This is a genomic window from Streptomyces sp. NPDC008121, from assembly GCF_042957155.1.
GTDB lineage: Bacteria > Actinomycetota > Actinomycetes > Streptomycetales > Streptomycetaceae > Streptomyces.
This window is the reverse complement of record NZ_JBIBHT010000007.1, coordinates 453,048-471,092: the sequence shown is the minus strand read 5'-3', so window position 1 is coordinate 471,092 and position 18,045 is coordinate 453,048. Positions and strand designations below refer to the sequence as shown.

General features: G+C 73.8%; 18 protein-coding genes. 14 read left to right on the top strand and 4 right to left on the bottom strand.

Annotated features, from left to right (window positions below):
* Positions 1-18: 18 nt before the first annotated feature.
* Positions 19-1,029: an SEC-C metal-binding domain-containing protein gene (locus ACFZBD_RS24735; protein WP_391143183.1), complete on the bottom strand. Its 1,011-nt coding sequence runs from the start codon at positions 1,027-1,029 to the stop codon at positions 19-21.
* Between the two features lie 63 nt (positions 1,030-1,092).
* On the opposite strand from ACFZBD_RS24735, the gene ACFZBD_RS24730 reads away from it, so the two are divergent.
* On the top strand, positions 1,093-1,893 hold the full coding sequence (locus tag ACFZBD_RS24730; RefSeq protein WP_391143180.1) for a class E sortase: 801 nt from the start codon (positions 1,093-1,095) through the stop codon (positions 1,891-1,893).
* Positions 1,894-1,916: 23 nt separating this feature from the next.
* On the opposite strand, the gene ACFZBD_RS24725 is transcribed toward ACFZBD_RS24730, so the two are convergent.
* Positions 1,917-3,356, bottom strand: coding sequence for an MFS transporter (locus ACFZBD_RS24725; protein ID WP_391143177.1), 1,440 nt, complete (start codon positions 3,354-3,356; stop codon positions 1,917-1,919).
* 114 nt (positions 3,357-3,470) lie between these two features.
* Between ACFZBD_RS24725 and ACFZBD_RS24720 the strand changes: the two genes are divergently transcribed.
* The 4 genes from ACFZBD_RS24720 to ACFZBD_RS24705 all read left to right on the top strand — a co-directional run bounded on the left by ACFZBD_RS24720 (position 3,471) and on the right by ACFZBD_RS24705 (position 6,355).
* Positions 3,471-4,001: a winged helix-turn-helix transcriptional regulator gene (locus tag ACFZBD_RS24720; protein WP_391143174.1), complete on the top strand. Its 531-nt coding sequence runs from the start codon at positions 3,471-3,473 to the stop codon at positions 3,999-4,001.
* Between the two features lie 95 nt (positions 4,002-4,096).
* Complete coding sequence (locus tag ACFZBD_RS24715; protein WP_391143172.1) at positions 4,097-4,396, top strand: DUF6412 domain-containing protein; 300 nt, start codon at positions 4,097-4,099, stop codon at positions 4,394-4,396.
* 205 nt (positions 4,397-4,601) lie between these two features.
* The gene (locus ACFZBD_RS24710; RefSeq protein ID WP_391143169.1) at positions 4,602-5,279 is read left to right on the top strand and encodes a membrane protein insertase YidC; all 678 of its coding nucleotides are present in this window, start codon (positions 4,602-4,604) and stop codon (positions 5,277-5,279) included.
* 218 nt (positions 5,280-5,497) lie between these two features.
* Positions 5,498-6,355, top strand: coding sequence for a fumarylacetoacetate hydrolase family protein (locus ACFZBD_RS24705; protein WP_391143166.1), 858 nt, complete (start codon positions 5,498-5,500; stop codon positions 6,353-6,355).
* Positions 6,356-6,461: 106 nt separating this feature from the next.
* On the opposite strand, the gene ACFZBD_RS24700 is transcribed toward ACFZBD_RS24705, so the two are convergent.
* Entirely contained in the window at positions 6,462-6,935 is a 474-nt protein-coding gene (locus ACFZBD_RS24700; protein WP_391143163.1) for a heme-degrading domain-containing protein, read from the bottom strand.
* Positions 6,932-8,017: a Gfo/Idh/MocA family oxidoreductase gene (locus ACFZBD_RS24695; RefSeq protein ID WP_391143159.1), complete on the bottom strand. Its 1,086-nt coding sequence runs from the start codon at positions 8,015-8,017 to the stop codon at positions 6,932-6,934. The genes ACFZBD_RS24700 and ACFZBD_RS24695 overlap by 4 nt, the downstream gene beginning before the upstream one ends.
* 269 nt (positions 8,018-8,286) lie before the next feature.
* On the opposite strand from ACFZBD_RS24695, the gene ACFZBD_RS24690 reads away from it, so the two are divergent.
* The 9 genes from ACFZBD_RS24690 (at position 8,287) to ACFZBD_RS24650 (ending at position 17,929) form a co-directional block, all read left to right on the top strand.
* Positions 8,287-9,606 (top strand): ROK family protein, encoded by a 1,320-nt coding sequence (locus tag ACFZBD_RS24690; RefSeq protein ID WP_391143156.1) that lies wholly within the window; start codon positions 8,287-8,289, stop codon positions 9,604-9,606.
* Positions 9,607-9,725: 119 nt separating this feature from the next.
* Complete coding sequence (locus ACFZBD_RS24685; RefSeq protein WP_391143152.1) at positions 9,726-10,895, top strand: hypothetical protein; 1,170 nt, start codon at positions 9,726-9,728, stop codon at positions 10,893-10,895.
* A gap of 231 nt (positions 10,896-11,126) precedes the next feature.
* Positions 11,127-11,891, top strand: coding sequence for a UTRA domain-containing protein (locus ACFZBD_RS24680; RefSeq protein ID WP_391143149.1), 765 nt, complete (start codon positions 11,127-11,129; stop codon positions 11,889-11,891).
* Positions 11,892-12,065: 174 nt separating this feature from the next.
* Positions 12,066-13,187, top strand: coding sequence for a TIGR03364 family FAD-dependent oxidoreductase (locus ACFZBD_RS24675; RefSeq protein WP_391143146.1), 1,122 nt, complete (start codon positions 12,066-12,068; stop codon positions 13,185-13,187).
* A gap of 5 nt (positions 13,188-13,192) precedes the next feature.
* A complete protein-coding gene (locus ACFZBD_RS24670) occupies positions 13,193-13,888 on the top strand; it encodes a phosphonatase-like hydrolase (protein ID WP_391143144.1) in 696 nt (231 codons plus the stop codon).
* Positions 13,885-14,940, top strand: a complete 1,056-nt coding sequence (locus ACFZBD_RS24665; RefSeq protein WP_391143141.1) for an ATP-binding cassette domain-containing protein — start codon at positions 13,885-13,887, stop codon at positions 14,938-14,940. Before ACFZBD_RS24670 ends, ACFZBD_RS24665 begins: the two co-directional genes overlap by 4 nt.
* A gap of 244 nt (positions 14,941-15,184) precedes the next feature.
* Positions 15,185-15,982 carry a 2-aminoethylphosphonate ABC transporter permease subunit gene (locus ACFZBD_RS24660; protein ID WP_391143360.1) on the top strand — a complete coding sequence of 266 codons (798 nt, stop codon included), beginning with the start codon at positions 15,185-15,187 and terminating at the stop codon, positions 15,980-15,982.
* Positions 15,969-16,766, top strand: coding sequence for an ABC transporter permease subunit (locus tag ACFZBD_RS24655; protein ID WP_391143138.1), 798 nt, complete (start codon positions 15,969-15,971; stop codon positions 16,764-16,766). The genes ACFZBD_RS24660 and ACFZBD_RS24655 overlap by 14 nt, the downstream gene beginning before the upstream one ends.
* 95 nt (positions 16,767-16,861) lie before the next feature.
* Positions 16,862-17,929 (top strand): 2-aminoethylphosphonate ABC transporter substrate-binding protein, encoded by a 1,068-nt coding sequence (locus ACFZBD_RS24650; protein ID WP_391143134.1) that lies wholly within the window; start codon positions 16,862-16,864, stop codon positions 17,927-17,929.
* Positions 17,930-18,045 lie beyond the last annotated feature (116 nt).

Genomic DNA, 18,045 nt, shown 5'->3' with positions numbered 1-18,045 from the left:
GCGTCTATGTGACAGAGATCAATTATCTGAGCCGTGGCACTCCCCGTACGTCCTCCCCGAGCCGCACCAGCACGCCCCCGCCCGTGCCGGCGGCCAAGGGGTCGCGCGGCCGCGGGCCGCCAGGGTGGTGGCGTATTGGGGGAGGAGGTCCGCGTTCGACGGGGAGGAGGCCTCGGAGGCGGCGAAGGCTTCGTAGGAGGGGACCGTGGCCGGGACGATGCCGAGATTGGGGGTGCCCGCCTGGGAGAGTTCGCGGAGGGAGGCCTCGATGTCCGTGAGGTGGGCGCGGTAGGTGGGGTACTCGGATTCGAGTTCCGGGTAAGCCGCGAGGAGCTCGTCCAGTTCCGCCTCCGGCCAGTGGAGGACCGCCACCGGGAACGGGCGGGAGAGGGCCGTGCGGTACGAGCCCAGTTCGGCGCGGAGGCGGGCGATCTCGGCCTGGAGTTCGGCCGGGTCCGAGGAGCCCAGGGACCACAGGCGCTTGGGGTCGTGGAGTTCGTCCAGGGGGACGTCCGCCGTGTGGACCGTGTCCGCCAGCATGTCCCAGTCGTCGTGGGGGAGCGCCAGCATTCTGCGGACCCGGTGGCGGGACTTCAGGAGGGACTGGGTGGCGTGCGGGATCTCGTCGGAACCCCGCCCGGAGCCCAGCAGCAGGGTCGCCGCCTCCGTGAAGACCGCCTCCGACTGCTCCAGCTCGTCGTGCGTCTCCAGCGTCTCGGCCACGATCTCCCACGGCTCCGCGTCCTCGGGCGCCGACGTGCGCACGCCCTCGATGACCGCGCGGGCCTCCGCCTCGTGGCCGTACTCCCAGAGGTTCGCCGCCTTCAGCGCCCTGATCAGGTGCGGGTCCGACGGCCCGGACGAGAGCAGGGTGTCGTACAGGGTCGTCGCGCGGGCGCGGTCGCCCGACAGTTCGAGGTGGGCCGCCGCCCTCAGGAGCAGCGGTTCCCGGTCCTGCGGGTACCGCTCGGCGGTGCGCAGCAGGCGCTCGGCTTCGGTGGCGTGATCGGCAGGCGTGTCGGGGCGCATGATGAATACCGTACTGCTGTGCACCCCTGGAGAGTTGGCGCGTCAGCGCCTATCGTGCCCGGCGTGCGGGACAGGGTGCGTACGAGAGTGCCGGTGGTCGTCCAGACGAGCGGGGTGCGCGCCGGCCCCGCCCGGGTGCTGTGGGTGTGCGCCGAGGCCGTCGTCACCTGCGGTGTCGTCATCCTCCTCCTCGTCGTCCATCAGCTCTGGTGGACCAACCAGCAGGCCCGTGCCGAGGCCACCGAGCAGGTCCGCGCCCTGGAGCGGGAGTGGGAGGGATCACCCGATGCCTGGCCCGAGGTCCGGCCCGAGGCCGGGCCCGAGCCCGCACCGGAGGAGCCCGCCGCCGGGGAGCCGTCGGCGGCCGCGTCCCCTCCCGTGGCGGGCGCCCCGGATGATCGCTCTGCGCCGCCGGCCGGCTCCGCCGCCTACGCCGTCCTGCGCATCCCGCGCATCGGCCTCACCGCCCCCGTCGCCCGCGGCATCGGCAAGCGGTCCGTCCTCGACCGGGGGTACGTCGGCCACTACCCCCGTACCGCCGCGCCCGGCCGCCCCGGGAACTTCGCGCTCGCCGGACACCGCAATACCCACGGCGAACCCTTCCGGTACATCAACCGGCTCCGGGCCGGGGACGAGATCACCGTACGGACCCGGGAGCGGGAGTACGTCTACCGCGTCGACCAGGTGCTGCCGCGGACGGCCCCGCGGGACACCGGAGTCATCGCGCCCGTGCCCCGGTCCCTGGTCAAGCCCTCGTACGGCTACTCCTCGCCCGGCTCCTACCTCACCCTCACCACCTGCACCCCCGAGTTCAGCTCGACGTACCGCCTGATCGTGTGGGCGAAGCTCGTCCGGTCGGAGTGATCGCCGAAGGGCGGCGCGGGGCGTCAGCTCGGCCGGCCGGGGCGCGGGCGGGCCACGCCCACCGTCACCACCGCCCCCGCCAGCCCCAGCACCGCCGCCACCACCAGCGCGGTGTCCGGCCCGGCGGGCGACAGCGCGATCGTCAGGGAGACCCCCGCCGCCGACCCGATGTAGCGGGCGGTGTTGTTCGCCCCGGATCCCATCGCGGCCCGCTCCGGCGGTACGGAGTCGACGGCGAGGCGCGGCAGGGCCGCGTTCAGGAGGCCGCTGCCGACGCCCGCCACGAAGAGGCCCGGCAGCATGCGCGCCCACGGGCCGTCCCCGTCGAGGGAGCCGAGGAGCCCGAGGACGCCCGCCGTGGAGAGCACGAAACCGACCGCCAGCTGGTGGTGGGCCGCGAGCCGGCCCGCGAGTCGGCGGGCCTGGAGCGCCACCAGGAACGCCGTGCCCGACCAGATCACGAACAGCCACGCCGCTCCCAGCGGCGACATCCCCGTCCCGCCCTGGAGGATCGCGGGCAGGCAGCTGAACAGGCCGATCACCGCCAGGCCGGTGAACAGCGCTCCGGAGGTGGCCGCGAGGAACGCGGGGCGGCGCAGCAGTGCCGGGTCGATCATCGGGGTACGGCTCCGGCGCTCGACCGCCGCGAAGACCGCCGTGCACACGACCGCGCCGAGCAGCAGCAGGCCCACGGGGACCCGCAGCCAGCCGTCCCGGCCCAGGGTGAGCGCGGTGAGCAGGGCGGCGAGCGCCAGGCCGAGGGCGAGGGCCCCGGCGATGTCGGGCCGGCCGCCGCGCGGCGCTCGGGATTCGGTGAGGGCACGGGCGCCCAGCGCGGCGACCGCGAGGGCGCCGAGCGCCGGCACCTCGTACGCGAGCCGCCAGTCGATCGTGCTCAGCGCGCCCGCGAGCAGCGGGCCGAGCGCGATGCCCGCGCTCACGAACGCGCCCCAGACGCCCGTCGCCCGCACGCGCCGCGGGCCCGACGGGAAGGCGTGGGCCAGCAGCCCGAGGCTGCCCGCCAGGACGGCCGCGCTCGCCGCGCCCTGGGCGACCCGGGCCAGGGTGAACGTGAGCGTGGAGGGCGCGAACGCGCCGAGCCCGGTGGTCAGGCCGAGCGCCAGGGTGCCGAGCAGGAAGACGCGCCGCCGGCCGTGGTCGTCGGCGAGGCTGCCGGTGACGAGGAGGAAGACGGCGAGGCCGAGCGGGGTGCCGTTGAGCAGCCACGCCTGGGCGGAGGCGGGGGTGCCGAAGGCCGCCGACATGGCCGGGAGGGTGAGCATCGGGGCCGTGTAGTTCATCAGCGTGACGGTCGTGGCGGCGCTGGTGACCGCGAGCGTGACGCCGGGCCGGGGGTTCGCGCCCCGGCGCCGCGGCCGCAACTCGCCAGGAGGGGAGACCCGTGCCGGCACGGGCGCGGTGGACGAGGAAGTGTCGGCGGATGCGCGGGCGGGCTGGGGCATGGCGGACCTCGCCAGACATCGGGATGACCTGCGTACGGCCTCGGTTCGGTGAATGAACTCACACGCTACCACATAGGTTCGTTCAATGAACCGACTGCGCGTACACTCGGCTCCATGGCCCTCGGCAAGGACTACTCCGCGCAGCACTGCTCCATCGCCCGCGCCCTCGAAGTCGTCGGCGAACGCTGGACCCTGCTCGTCGTCCGCGACGCCTTCTACGGCGTGCGCCGCTACAACGACTTCCTCGTCCATCTCGGCGCGCCCCGCGCCGTCCTCGCCGCCCGCCTCCAGGCCCTCGTCGAGGCCGGCGTCCTGGACAAGCGCCGCTACCAGGAGTCGCCGCCGCGCGACGAGTACGTGCTCACCGACCGGGGGCTCGCCCTCTGGCCGGTCCTGCGCTCGCTGTCCCGGTGGGGGCGGGACGAGGTGCCCGGAGCCCTTCCCGTACGCCACTTCCACCACGCCGACTGCGGCACCGAACTCGGCTCGTACGGCGAATGCCCCGCCTGCGGCGTCCCCGTCCCGCCGGCCGACGTCGAGATGCGGCCCGGCGCCGGGCTCGATCCGGACCCGTCCGATCCGGTCGGCCGGGCCCTCCTCGCGCCGCGCCGGCTCCTCGCGCCCCTGGGAACCGATCGGGTATAACGATCGTCTGTAGCGCTGAGAGGCGGGGCGGCCCGCGCAAGACCGCCGCCCGTCCGTGGATCAGCGGGGATGCGACGCGTCAGGGGGTGGGGGAAATGGTCCAGGGCCTGGCCCTGCGCGTCATCGCGCCCCTCTTCTTCCTCCTCGCCCACGCCGACCTGCTCCTCTCCGACGGCGCCGCCGTCCCCGCCGCCGTCGCCCTCGCCGCCGCGGCCGTCGTCCACACGCTCCTCGGCTCTCGTACGGTCCCCGCCGTGCCCCCGACGCGCGTGCGCACCGCCCTCCGCGACCGCGAGCACCGCACCGCCTTCCTGCCGCAGCGCGATCCCGACGCCTCGGGCCGCCGCAGGCCCCGGGCGCCCGGCCGTTCCCTCCCGACGGCCGCGGTCGCGTAGAGGAATCCGTACCGGCACATCCGTACCGGCACATCCGTACCGGCACATCCATACCGGCACCCTTAGGTCCCGTACGTCTCGTACGTCTTCTCGTACGCGTACACGCCGAGGTGTCCGTACGCCGTGCGGTGCCTCTCCCCGCGGTCCGTCCCGCTGAGCGTTTTCTCCTTCTCACCGGCACGACGAGACCCCTCGGAGGGCTCCCATGTCCGTTTTCGCCACCCTGGTCGAGCAGCTCGCCGACCTTCTCCAGCCGCTCTTCGCGACCGCCGCGACCGCCGCCGCGATCGTCCTCTTCACCGCGCTCGTACGGCTGGCGATCCACCCCCTCTCGCGGGCCGCCGCCCGCGGCCAGAAGGCCCGTACCCGCCTCGCACCGCAGCTCGCGGCGCTGCGCACCAAGCACGCCCGGAATCCCGAGCGGCTGCGCGAGGAGATCGGCGCGCTGCACGCCCGCGAGAACGTCTCGCCGTTCTCCGGGATGCTGCCCAGCCTGCTCCAGCTCCCGGCCTTCCTCCTGATGTACTACCTCTTCGCCGGTGACCGGATGGCCGGGCACAGCCTCTTCGCCGCACCGCTCGGCGACCGCTGGGCCGACGCGCTCACCGACGGCGGCCTGCTGGGGCCCGCCGGACTCGTGTACGTCGCGCTCTTCGCGTTCGTCGCCGCCGTGGCCACGTTCAGCTACCGCCGCACGAAGCGGCAGATGGCCGAGACCGCGGCCTTCCTGCCCGAGGGGCCGGGCGCGGGCGCGTTCGCCAAGGTCATGCCGCTGTTGGCGTTCGGCACCCTCGTCACCGTCGCCGTGGTGCCGCTCGCCGCCGCGCTGTACATCGTCACCAGCACCACCTGGACCGTCGTGGAGCGCGCCCTGCTGTTCTGAATCGCGGCACACAGCGCGGCGGGGAGTGCCGCGGTCGCGGCGCTCCCCTCCGCCGCCCGAGGACCTGCCTACCGTCGAGTAAGGGTCCAGGTTGTGAACGGGGTATTGCAGAGTGGTCGGATCTCTTGGAGGATCGACCAATCCTCCGATGGCCGCACTCCATCGGCCGGGGCCACCGGGGCCCGCCCCGGGCCCACCTCGACCACAGGGAGAAGACCATGAAGCTGCTGCGTGTCGGGCCGGCGGGCGCCGAGCGTCCCGCCCTGCTCGACCAGGACGGAACGCTCCGCGACCTGTCCGCGCTGGTCGACGACATCGACGGAGGGCTGCTCGCCGACGGGTCCGCGCTCGAACGGATCCGCGCCGCCGCCGGTGCGGGCGTGCTGCCCGCGCTCGACGCGACCGGGCTGCGGATCGGGCCGCCCGTCGGCCGGATCGGCAAGGTCGTGTGCATCGGGCTGAACTACCACGGCCACGCCGCGGAGACGGGCGCGGCGACCCCCGCCGAGCCGGTCGTCTTCCTCAAAGCCGCCGACACGGTCGTCGGGCCGGACGACACCGTGCTCGTACCGCGCGACAGCGTGAAAACGGACTGGGAGGTCGAACTCGCCATCGTCATCGGCCGGACCGCCCGTTATGTGGAGACGGACGAGCAGGCGCTCGCGCACGTCGCGGGGTACGCGGTCGCTCACGACGTCTCGGAGCGCGAGTTCCAGATCGAGCGCGGCGGCACCTGGGACAAGGGGAAGAACTGCGAGACGTTCAACCCGCTGGGGCCGTGGCTGGTCACCGCCGACGAGGTGCCGGACCCGCAGGCGCTCGGGCTCAAGCTGTGGGTGAACGGCGAACTGAAGCAGGACGGCCACACGTCCGACCAGATCTTCCCGGTCGCGGAGGTCGTGCGGTACGTCAGCCGGTTCATGACGCTGTACCCGGGCGACATCATCAACACCGGTACGCCGGCGGGCGTCGCGATGGGCCAACCGGATCCGAAGCCGTACCTGCGGGCAGGGGACGTGGTGGAGCTGGAGATCGAGGGCCTGGGCCGCCAGCGGCAGGAACTCAAGGACGCCTGACCCTGCCCCCTGGTCCGATGAGCCTGCGGGGGACGCAGGCGAACCGTGGGGCGGGAGCCAGGCGGGCTCCCGCCCCGGGGCCCGCCCTCCCGCCCCCACGCCCGGATCACAGCCGCCCCGGCGCCCCCTTCAGTCGTTCCAGGGCCTCGACGACCAGGGCGTGGTCCTCGGCCTGCGGGAGGCCCGAGACCGTCACCGAGCCGATCACGCCCGCGCCCTCGACCGTGATCGGGAAGGAACCGCCGTGGGCGGCGTACCGGTCGGGGTCCAGCCGGGAGGACTGTTCGAACGTCGTTCCCTTGGCGCGGAAACGGGCGCCGACCAGGAACGAGCTCTCGCCGTACCGCTCGACGACCCTGCGCTTGCGGTCGATCCAGGCGTCGTTGTCCGCGCTGGAACCCGGCAGGGCGCAGTGGAAGAGCTGCTGCGCGCCGCGCCGGATGTCGATCGCGACCGGGGCGTGGCGCTCGCGGGCCAGTTCGACGAGGAGGGTGCCGAGCGTCCAGGCGTCGTCGTACGTGAAGTGACGGAGGGCCAGCAGGGCCTGCTGTGCCTCCAGTTCCGCGATCTCGTCGCTCACAGCGTCACCGTGCTTCCCTCGCGGGCGGACCGCTTCGCCGCCTCCAGGACGTCGAGCGTGGCCGCGGCCTCCAGCGCGGTGACCGGGTTGTCCCCGGTTCCGCGCAGGGCGGCGGCGACGGCCGTGTAGTACGCCGGGTAGTCGCCCGGCAGGGTCTCGACCGGGGTCCCGCCGGCGGTCAGCGGGGACTCCCCCGCCCCGAGCGTGCCCCACAGCGACTCCGGCTCCACGCCCCAGGGCGTGCCGGGCGCCGGGCGGAGCCCTTCGCGCAGCGCGGCCTCCTGCAGGTCGAGCCCGTACTTCACGAAGCCGGCGCGGGAGCCCAGGACCCGGAAACGCGGACCGAGTTGCGCGGTCGTGGCGCTCACGTACAGGTGGGAGCGGACGCCGTTCGCGTGGGTGAGGGCGAGGAACGTGTCGTCGTCGGCCTCCGCGCCCGGGCGGCGGACGTCCGACTCGGCGTAGACGGCCGCGACCGGGCCGAAGAGGACCAGGGCCTGGTCGACGACGTGGCTGCCGAGGTCGTAGAGCAGGCCGCCGATCTCCTCCGGGGCGCCGGATTCGCGCCAGCCGCCCTTGAGCTGTGGGCGCCAGCGCTCGAAACGGGATTCAAAGCGCTGCACGTCGCCCAGGTCGCCGTCCGCGAGGAGCGTGCGGAGCGTACGGAAGTCGTTGTCCCAGCGGCGGTTCTGGAAGACGGAGAGGAGCAGGCCCCGCTCGTCGGCGAGGGCGGCGAGTTCGCGCGCCTCGGCGGCGGTGCCGGCGATCGGTTTGTCGACGACGACGGGGAGGCCGGCCTTGAGGGCGGCGGTCGCGACGGGGACGTGCGTCTTGTTGGGGGAGGCGACGACGATCAGATCGAGCTCGTCCGCCCGCGCCCACAGCTCGTCGGGGGAGTCGGCGACCCGGACGCCCGGGTACGCGGCCCGGGCCTGCTCCTGGCGCTCGGGGTTGCCGGTCGTGACCGTGTCGAGGGTCAGGCCCTCGGTGGCGGTGATCAGCGGGGCGTGAAAGACGGAGCCCGCGAGGCCGTAGCCGACGAGTCCGACGCGGAGGGGGGTGCGGGGGCCGGTGCCAGTCATGCCTCCCACTTAAGCAACGCTGTTGCCAAAGTGCAAGCAGGGGGGACAATGGGCGGGTGGAGAGGGAGAACGGGCACGTGGAGCAGCGGGAGAGCGGGAGCCGCGCGGCGGCGACGCGTGGGGCGGTGACGAGGAGGGTGACGACGCCGGAGACGGCTCGGGCCGAGGCGCGGAGGCCCGAGCCGGCGGCAGCCGAAGGGGCTTCCGCAGCCTCGCGGAGGTCCGCGGCGGAGAGGGCTTCGGCGGCCTCGCGCGGGTCCGCCCCGGCGGTGATCGGTGTGAACCTCCCCGCCCTGCGCAGCCACAACGCCGCCCTCGTGCTCGACCTGCTGCGCGCGGCGGGCGAGGACGGGATCAGCCGGCTGGAGCTGGCCGAGCGGACCGGGCTCACCCCGCAGGCCGTCAGCAAGATCACGGCGCGGCTGCGGGCGGACGGCATGGCACGGGAGGCCGGCCACCGCGCGTCGACGGGCGGGAAGCGCCGTACGGTGCTGTGCCTGGTCCCCTCGGCGGCGTACGCGATCGGTGTCCACCTCGACCGCGACGAACTCACCGCCGTCCTGCTCGACCTCGCCGGCACCCGCGTCGCCACCCGGCGCACCCCGCTCGACCTGGGGGCGGGGCCGGACGCGGTCCTGGACGCCATCGAGCACGAGGTCTCGGCCCTCCGCTCCAGCGGCCCGAGCCAGGACGAGGACGAGGGTCACGGGGCCGACGAGGGCAAGGGCGCCGACGAGGGCCACGACGCGGATGAGGGCCACGGCGCCGACGGCGCGGAGGAGGCCGACGGCGGGGCCGGGAGCCCCGGCGGCCGCCACGCTGAGGGCGGGCAGGGCGGCGGTCGCGGGTGGGCGGTGGCGCCGGCCGTCATCGGGGCCGGGAACCCCGGCGGCCGCCACGCCGAGGGCGGGCAGGGCGGCGGTGGCGGGTGGGCGGTGGCGCCGGCCGTCATCGGGGCCGGGGTAGCCATGCCCGGTCCCCTCGACCACCTCACCGGCGTGCCCGGCCGTGTCACCGGGTTTCCCGAGTGGGACGGCTACCCCCTCCGGGACGAGCTGGCGCGGCGGCTCGGGATGCCCGTCGAGCTCGACAAGGACACCAACGCCGCCGCGCTCGGCCTCGCGCTCCGCTCGCCCACCGCCGACTCGTTCGCCTACGTCCACCTCGGTACGGGGCTCGGCGCCGGACTCGTCCTCGGCGGCCGGCCGCTGCGGGGGGCGCGGACCGGGGCCGGGGAGTTCGGGCACCAGACCGTGCTGCTCGACGGGCCCCCGTGCGGCTGCGGCGGCCGCGGCTGTCTGGAGGTCCTGTGCCTGGCGGCCGTGGGTGCGGGGGACCTCGCCGAAGCCGCGCGGATCCTCGGGACCGGCGCGGCGAACCTCGTCCGGCTGCTGGACATCGACCGCGTCCTCCTCGGGGGCCGGTCCGTCCTGGCCGCCCCGGACGCGTTCGCCGACGGCGCCCACCGGGTGCTCGCCGGGCTCGGCCTGCCCGTCCCGGTCTCCGTCGCGGGCACCCCGCACACGGTCGCCGAGGGTGCGGCCCAGCTCATCCTCTCCGCGCTCTTCACTCATCGGAAAATAGGCTGATCGGGCGGATTGCCCGGGTCGTACGGGCGCGTCCGCCGTGCCGTTCCCGGGCACGGGCCGGCCCGCGTGGCAACGTCGCGGCCGTCCCGTACGCCCGCGAGCAGCAAAGGCACCCGCTCATGCGACTGCGCAACGCCCTCGCCCTCGGTGTGACCGCGGCGACGACCGGCACCGCCGTGCTCGCGCTCACCGCCGCCCCCGCGCCCGCCGCCGCTCCGCCCGCCGTCTCCGCGGACACCGGCCCGGGGGCCGGCACGACGGCCGGCCCGGACGGTTCGGCCGGTTCGGACGGTCCGGACGCCGGACCCGGGCTGCTCTCCGGCACCGGTACGGGCCTGCTGTCCGGCGAGGGCACCCCCTTCGGCCCCCGGCTCAAGCCCGCCCCCACTTCTCCCCCCGCCCCGTCCCCCGACGCCGGGTCCGGTCCCGGCGGGGGGCCGCAGCGCCAGGACACGCCGCCCACCTGCGGCAAGGAGTCGGACCCCGACTTCCCGCTCGACACCCGGATCCACGGCGGGCCCGCCACCTACGCACCCGGCGACGACTTCCGGACCTGGAACGTCGACCTCACCAACACCACCACCGAGTCCTGCCACAGCATCCATCCGGTACTGGCCCTCACCGACCGCGACCGGACCCTCACCCCTGCCCAGATCAACCTGGAGTTCCACGACTCCGAGGCCGACCGCTGGCGACCGGTCCCCTTCGAGGGGACCGACCAGGACGAGAACATCGGAGTCTTCGCGGACATCGCCGACTTCGTCGGCTTCACCGTCCCCGCGGGCCGCACGGTCACGGTGCCGGTCCGGCTCTCCTTCCGCGCCGACGCGGCGCCCAACGAGGTCGTGGTCCGGGCGGCGGTCGTGCAGCGCAACGGTGACGACGGCGACTGGGTCGGCGAGTCGGGCGACTACCGCCTCCGCATCGCCGACGGGGGAGACCCGGAGGACACCGAGGAGCCGAGGGCGACGGAGACCCCGGAGGCGACGAAGCCGCCCGGCGACCCGGAGGCCCCCCGGGAGACGAAGCCGCAGCCCACGGAGGGCCCTTCGCACTCCGTGTCACCGACGGACGGCGCCACCCCGCCCGAGAGCGAGGCCGGCGACCCGCCGCTCCGCCCGCTCCCCGAACTCGCCCACACAGGTCCCGGACCGGACCCGGCCCGCACCCTCGCCCCCCTCTCCGGCGCCCTGCTCCTCAGCGGCGCCGCCCTGTCGGCCACCGCCCGCCGCCGGAGCCGTACGAGCACGGAGGCGGAGCCCGCCCCCGTGACCGACACCCCCTCCTGACTCCGGTCCGCGACTCCTCGTCCCGGCCCCTGACCGGCTCCCTCCGCCGTCCCTCCGGCGTCGCTCCCGCCGTCCCTCCGGCGTCGCGCCCGCCATCCCACCGCCCCTCCGGCGTCGCTCCCGCGCCCCTCGGCATCACCCTCACCCGTTCGGGCCGTCCCCCGCACGCGGATCCCCGCAGGCCACCTTCCGTACACCCGCCCGTTCATTCGCGTCTGCGACCATCGGCCGGTGGACTACTCGACCGACCCGTCACCCGACTCCCCTGTCCGTTCCGGAATCCCGGAGCACGGGCGCATCCCCAAGTACTACGCGGTCAAGGCGAAAGTCGCCGGGCTGCTCGACGAGTTGGGGGAAGGGGGGCTGCTGCCCACCGAGCGGGAGCTGGCCCTGCGCTACGAGGTGTCCCGCGAGACCGTCCGGCAGGCGCTGCGGGAGCTGCTCCTCGAAGGGCGGCTCCGGCGTCAGGGGCGGGGGACCGTCGTGGCCGGGCCCAAGCTGGAGCAGCCGCTCTCCCTCGCGAGCTACACCGAAGGCGTCCGCCGCCAGGGCCGCCGCCCCGGCCGTACGCTCATCTCCCTCGACCGTTTCCCCTGCACCGACGCCCTCGCCGCCGAGATCGGGGCGGAACGCGGCGAACCCGTCTGGCACATGGAGCGTGTCCTCCTCGCCGACGACGAGCGGGTCGGTCTGGAGAGCACGTACGTCTCCGAGGCCCGCGCCCCGCGTCTGGACAGCGAGTTCGATCCCGACTCCTCCTTCTACGCCTATCTCCACGAACGGCTCGGGATCGCGTTCGGCGGCGCCGACGAGCGGATCGAGACGGTGCTCGCCACCCCGCGCGAGGCCCTGCTCATCGGCACCCCGCCCGCGCTGCCGATGCTGCTGATCCACCGGGTCTCCCGGGACACCGCGGGGCGTCCGCTGGAGCGCGTCCGCACCCTCTACCGCGGCGACCGCTTCAGCTTCACCGCGCACCTGGGCCCCCAGACCTGAACCCCCGGCCGGACGGACAGCGCAGCCCCCTGAACCCTCCGCGCCCCCCGTGCGACGATCGACCCATGCCGATAACAAAAAGGTAACGGGTCTAGGCCATCCTTGTCGGGCCGTTCACCATCCCGTTGCCGTACGGATCCGTCCCAGTCACCCACCCCGAGGAGCGTGGCCGTCATGAAGGTGATCGTCGTAGGAGCCGGCGTGGTGGGAACCATGCACGCCTGGCACGCAGTGGAACGCGGCCACGAGGTCGTACACATCGAGCGCGAGGCCGAGGCCCGCGGGGCCTCCCTCCGCAACTTCGGCCAGATATGGGTCAGCGGCCGCGCGGGCGGAGAGGAGCTGGACACGGCCCTGCGCGCCCGCGAGATATGGGAGGGCGTCGGCGCCCGGGTCCCCCGCCTCGGCTTCCGGGCGATCGGCTCGCTCACCCCCGTGCGCAACGAGCTCGAACTGGCCGTCGCCGAGGCCGCCCTGGCCCGGCCCGACGCCGCCGCGCGCGGCTACAAGCTCGTCACCGCCGACGAGGCCCGGCAGATCAACCCCGCCCTGCGCGGCACGTTCGAGGCGGCGCTGTGGTGCGAGCGGGACGCGGCCGTCGAGCCGCGCACCGCCCAGCTCGCCCTCCGCGAGGCGCTGCTCGCCTCCGGGAAGTACACCTTCCTGCCGAACCGCGAGGTCCGGGACGTCGTCGGCGAGAACGCCGTGCGCGACGACCGGGGCGAGACCCACACCGGCGACGTCGTGGTGCTGTGCACCGGCGCCTGGCTCGGCGGTCTGGTCCGGGAGGTCGCCGGCGAGGTCCCCGTCCGCCGCGTCCGCCTGCAGATGATGCAGACCGACCCGCTCGGCGAGCCGCTCACCACCTCCGTCGCCGACGCCGACTCCTTCCGCTACTACCCGGCGTACGCGTCCGAGGCGCTCGACGCGCTGAACGCGGGGCAGGCGCAGGACCCGACGGCCGCCGGCCACAAGATGCAGCTCCTCATGGTGCAGCGGCTCGACGGCGGGCTGACCATCGGCGACACCCACGAGTACGAGCACCCCTTCGCCTTCGACACCCTCGAAGACCCCTACGAGCACCTGACCCGGGTGGTCGAGTCCTTCCTCGGCCGCCCGCTGCCGCGGATTCGGCGCCGCTGGGCCGGCGTGTACGCGCAGTGCGTCGACACCAGCCGTGTCGTGCACCGCCAGCGGGTCCGCGACGGCGTGTGGCTGGTGACCGGACCCGGCGGCCGGGGCATGACCTGCTCGCCCGCCATCGCAGAGACGACCGCCGACGAACTGGGCTGGTGACCGACATGACCGACACCCCGACGCACGACCTCGTCGTCCTGGACATGGCCGGGACGACCGTCGCCGACGGCGGCCTCGTCGAGCGGGCCTTCACGGCCGCCGCGGAGCGCCTCGGCGAGGATCCGGCGACGATGATCGACTACGTCCGGGCGACCATGGGCGAGTCCAAGATCTCCGTCTTCCGCCACCTCCTCGGCGGCGACGAGGCCCGCGCCCAGCAGGCCAACCTCGCCTTCGAGGAGGCGTACGGCGAGCTGGTCGCGGGCGGCCTGATCGCTCCGATCCCCGGCGCCGCCGAGGCGATCGCCGAGCTGACCGAGCAGGGCCGCACGGTCGTCCTGACCACCGGCTTCGCCCGGGTCACCCAGGACGCCATCCTCGACGCCCTCGGCTGGCGCGACCTGGTCCCCCTGACCCTGTGCCCGGCGGACGCCGGCGGCCGGGGGCGCCCGTACCCGGACATGGTCCTCGGCGCCTTCCTCCGTACCGGAGCCGTCGACGACGTGCGGCGGATCGTGGTCGCGGGCGACACCTCGTACGACATGCTCAGCGGGGTGCGCTCCGGGGCCGGGATCGTGGCCGGTGTGCTGACCGGGGCCCACGACGAGGGCGCGCTCAAGGAGCACGGCGCCACGCACGTCCTGCCCTCGGTCGCCGAACTCCCGGCCCTGCTCGCGCGGTCGCGGGGGGCCGGGACATGACCAGCGGGATCCGCTTCGACGCCGTCTCGGTCGCCTACGGCCACCACACCGTGCTCGACTCGCTCGACCTGACCGTCGAGCCGGGCGAGGTCATGGCACTGCTCGGGCCCTCCGGCTCGGGGAAGACGACCGCGCTGCGGGCCGTCGCCGGGTTCGTGCGGCCGGTCTCCGGGCGGGTCTTCATCGGCGACCGCGACGTCACGGCCCTCCCGCCGCACAAGCGGGGGATCGGGATGGTCGTCCAGCAGTACGCCCTCTTCCCGCACATGCGCGTCGAGGACAACGTGGCCTTCGGCCTGAAGGCCCGGAAGGCGCCCAAGGCCGAGATACCCGGAAGGGTCGCCGAGGCGCTGGAGATGACCGGGATGGCGGCCTACGCCAAGCGGTATCCGCGCGAGCTGTCCGGCGGGCAGCAGCAGCGGGTCGCCATCGCCCGCGCGCTGGCGATCCGGCCGAACGTACTGCTGCTCGACGAGCCGCTGTCGGCGCTCGACGCGCAGCTGCGCTCCGGGATGCTGGCGGAGCTGGCCCGGCTGCACCGGGAACTCCCGGACGTGTCGATCCTGTACGTCACCCACGACCAGGTCGAGGCGCTGACGCTGGCCGACCGGATCGCGGTCATGGACAAGGCCCGGCTGCAGGACTGCGGGACCCCGCAGGAGTTGTACCGCCGTCCCCGTACGGAGTTCACGGCCTCGTTCGTCGGCAACGCGAACCTGCTGCCGGTGACGGTGGGGGCCGGCACGGTCTCCTTCGGGGGCGCCCGGCTGAGCGTCGCGACCGACCGGGCGGCGCCCGGAGCGACCGCGACGCTGTGCGTGCGCCCCCATCTGGTCGGCCTCGGCGACGGGCCGAACGCGCTGCGGGGGCGGATCGCGGAGGTGCAGTGGCGGGGGGCGACGCACCGCCTGTACGTCGATGTCGGGGAAGGGCAGCGGGTGAAGGCCGACGTCCGCGAGTTGCGGGAGACGCCCGCCCTCGGGGACCGGGTCACCGTGCACTTCGCACCGGAGGACGCGGTGCTGCTGGGAGGCGGGGTGACCCATGGGTGACGCGATCGCACCGGCGGTGACGGCCGGACGGCGACGCGGGAGGGGAGCGCCCGCGGGGGAGGGATCCGTGCGGGCGGTGCCCACGGGCCCCGCCGGAGCCTCCGGTCCCGTGTCCGTCGGTTCCTCACCGGGCCCCGTCGGGACCGCCTCCGCCGCCTCCTCCGGTGCGGTCTCCGGTTCCGGTCCGGGCCCGTCCCGGCGGTCCGGGCGGGGCGGAGGGCCGCCCGGCGCCGGCGCGCGCCGGGTGCCCACCACGCTGCTGTGGGCGCTGCCTCCCGTGGCCGTCCTGGCGCTCGTCTTCCTCTACCCCCTGGCCCTCGTCGTCCAGGAGTCCCTCGCCCCCGGCGCCTATGCCGACGTCTTCGCCTCCGAGGCGTTCCGGGAGGCCCTGGTCACCACCGTGTGGCTCGCGGTCGCCTCCACGGTCGGGTGTCTGGTCCTGGGGTTCGTGCTCGCCCTGGTCATCGCGTTCGTCCCCTTCCCCGGCGGGAAGGCGGTGTCGAAGTTCATCGACGTCTTCCTCTCCTTCCCGTCCTTCCTGATCACGCTCGCCCTGCTGTTCGTCTACGGCACGGTCGGCATGGCCAACGGGGTGTGGACGGACGTCACCGGCGCCTCCGCCGGGCCCTTCCGGTTCCTGACGACTCCCTGGGGCGTCCTCCTCGCGGAGATCACGTACTTCACGCCCTTCGTGATGCGTCCGCTCCTCGCCGCGTTCTCGCAGATGGAGACGGGGCAGCTGGAGGCGGCGTCCTCGCTGGGCGCGCGGCCGCTGCGGATCGTCCGGCAGGTGATCCTGCCCGAGGCGCTGCCCGCGCTCGCCGCCGGTGGCAGCCTCGTCCTGGTCATGTGCCTCAACGAGTTCGGGATCGTGCTGTTCACCGGCGCCAAGGGCGTCACGACGCTCCCCATGCTCGTCTACGGCAAGGCCATTCTCGAGTCCGACTACGCCGCCGCCTGTGTCGTCGCCGTCGTCAACGTCGCGATCTCCGTGGGTCTCTACGGCCTCTACCGGGTGGTGAGCCGCCGTGCTGGTGCATAGCCGAACGGGCAGGTGGACGGCGTGGGCGGTGTTCGCGGTCCTCTTCGTCCCGCTCTTCGCCCTGCCCCTCCTCGTCATCATCGCCGCCTCCTTCTCCACGAACTGGTCCGGCGCCTTCCCCTCCGGGCCGACGGCCGAGCACTACGCGGCCGCCGTGCGCGGGGAGTCCCTGCAGGCGCTCACCACCAGCCTGATCACGGCGGTCACCGCGAGCGTCCTCGCCCTGACGATGGGCACCTGGGCGGCGCTCGCCGCCTCCGCCCTGCGCAAGCGGGGCCGCAGGGCCCTGGACGCGCTGTTCATGCTGCCGGTCGCGGTGCCGTCGGTGGTGGTGGGCCTCGCCGTCCTGGTCGCCTTCTCGCAGCCGCCGGTGCTCCTCAACGGCACGCGCTGGATCGTGATCCTGGCGCACACCGTTCTGGTCACGGCCTTCGCCTACCAGTCGGTCTCGGCCGCCATCCGCCGGCTCGACCCGATGTACGAGCAGGCGGCGGCCAGTCTGGGCGCCGGCCCCGCGTACGTCCTGCTCCGGGTGAAGCTGCCGCTCCTGCTGCCGTCCCTGAACGCGGCCGCCGGGCTCTGCTTCGCCCTGTCCATGGGCGAGCTGAGCGCCACGATGATGCTCTACCCGCCGGACTGGCTGCCGTTGCCGGTGCTCATCTTCACCGCCACCGACCGCGGCTCCCTCTTCACCGGCTCGGCGCTCGCCGTGGTCCTGATGGCGACCACCCTGCTCGTCCTGCTCGCCGTCTCCCGGATCCGTACCAAAGCGTCCTACCGCTGAGCCCCCGAGCCCCGGCTCGGTCCGTTCCCCGCGCGGTCCGTCCCCCGCGCGGTCGTCCCCGCGAAGCCCCGCCGCACACAGGAGAGAACGACGTCATGCGCACCACGTCCCAGCACCTCAAGCCGATCGCCGCCGTCACCGGCAGCCTCGTCCTCGCCGCCACCCTGACCGCCTGCGGGGGCACCTCCACCGCCTCCACCGAGAAGGTCGTCACCGTCTACAGCGCCGACGGTCTCAAGGGCGAGAAGGGCGACGGCTGGTACGACAAGGTCTTCGCCGACTTCGAGAAGCAGACCGGCATCAAGGTCGAGTACGTCGAGGGCGGCTCCGGCGAGATGGTGCAGCGCGCCGTCCGCGAGAAGAACAACACGCAGGCCGACATCATCGTGACCCTGCCGCCCTTCATCCAGCAGGCCGACTCCAAGGGACTCCTCCAGACGTACGTCCCCGAGGGCGCGGAATGGGTCGGCGGCGGCGACAAGGCCGAGGACGGCAAGTGGACCTCGGTGGTCAACAACTACTTCGGCTTCATCTACAACAAGGAGCAGCTCGAGCAGGCCCCCAAGACATGGGAGGAGCTGCTCGACCCGAAGTTCGAGAACAAGCTGCAGTACTCCACCCCCGGTGTCGCCGGTGACGGCACGGCCGTCGTCATCAAGGCGATGCACGACTTCGACGGCCAGGAGCCGGCGATGGAGTACCTGAAGAAGCTCCAGGCCAACAACGTCGGCCCGTCCTCCTCCACCTCCAAGCTCGCGCCCAAGGTCGACAAGGGCGAGATACTCGTCGCCAACGGCGACGTCCAGATGAACTTCGCCCAGTCCAAGTCCATGCCGAACCTCGGCATCTGGTTCCCGGCCAAGGCCGGCGAGAAGCCGACCACCTTCGCCCTGCCGTACGCCGCGGGGCTCGTGAACAAGGCCCCGCACAGCGAGAACGCCAAGAAGCTGCTCGACTTCATGCTCGCCGAGAAGGCGCAGCGCCAGGTCAGCGAGATCGGCGGCGGGTTCCCGGCCCGCAAGGACGTCAAGGCCACCGACGCCAACGCGATCGCGCTGGCCGGGCTGCTGAAGGGCGTCGAGATCTTCGAGCCGGACTGGGCCGACATCGACGAGAACCTGAAGACGTACATCGAGGCCTGGAAGTCGGCCACCGGAAGCTGACCTGCCACCACTCGAGCGCGGTACCGGGTGATCGACGGGGTCGGGATCACCACGTCTTGACTAGTCTGGGGGCGTCGCCACAGCGCTGTCGCGGCGCCCCCAGCACACGGCACGTT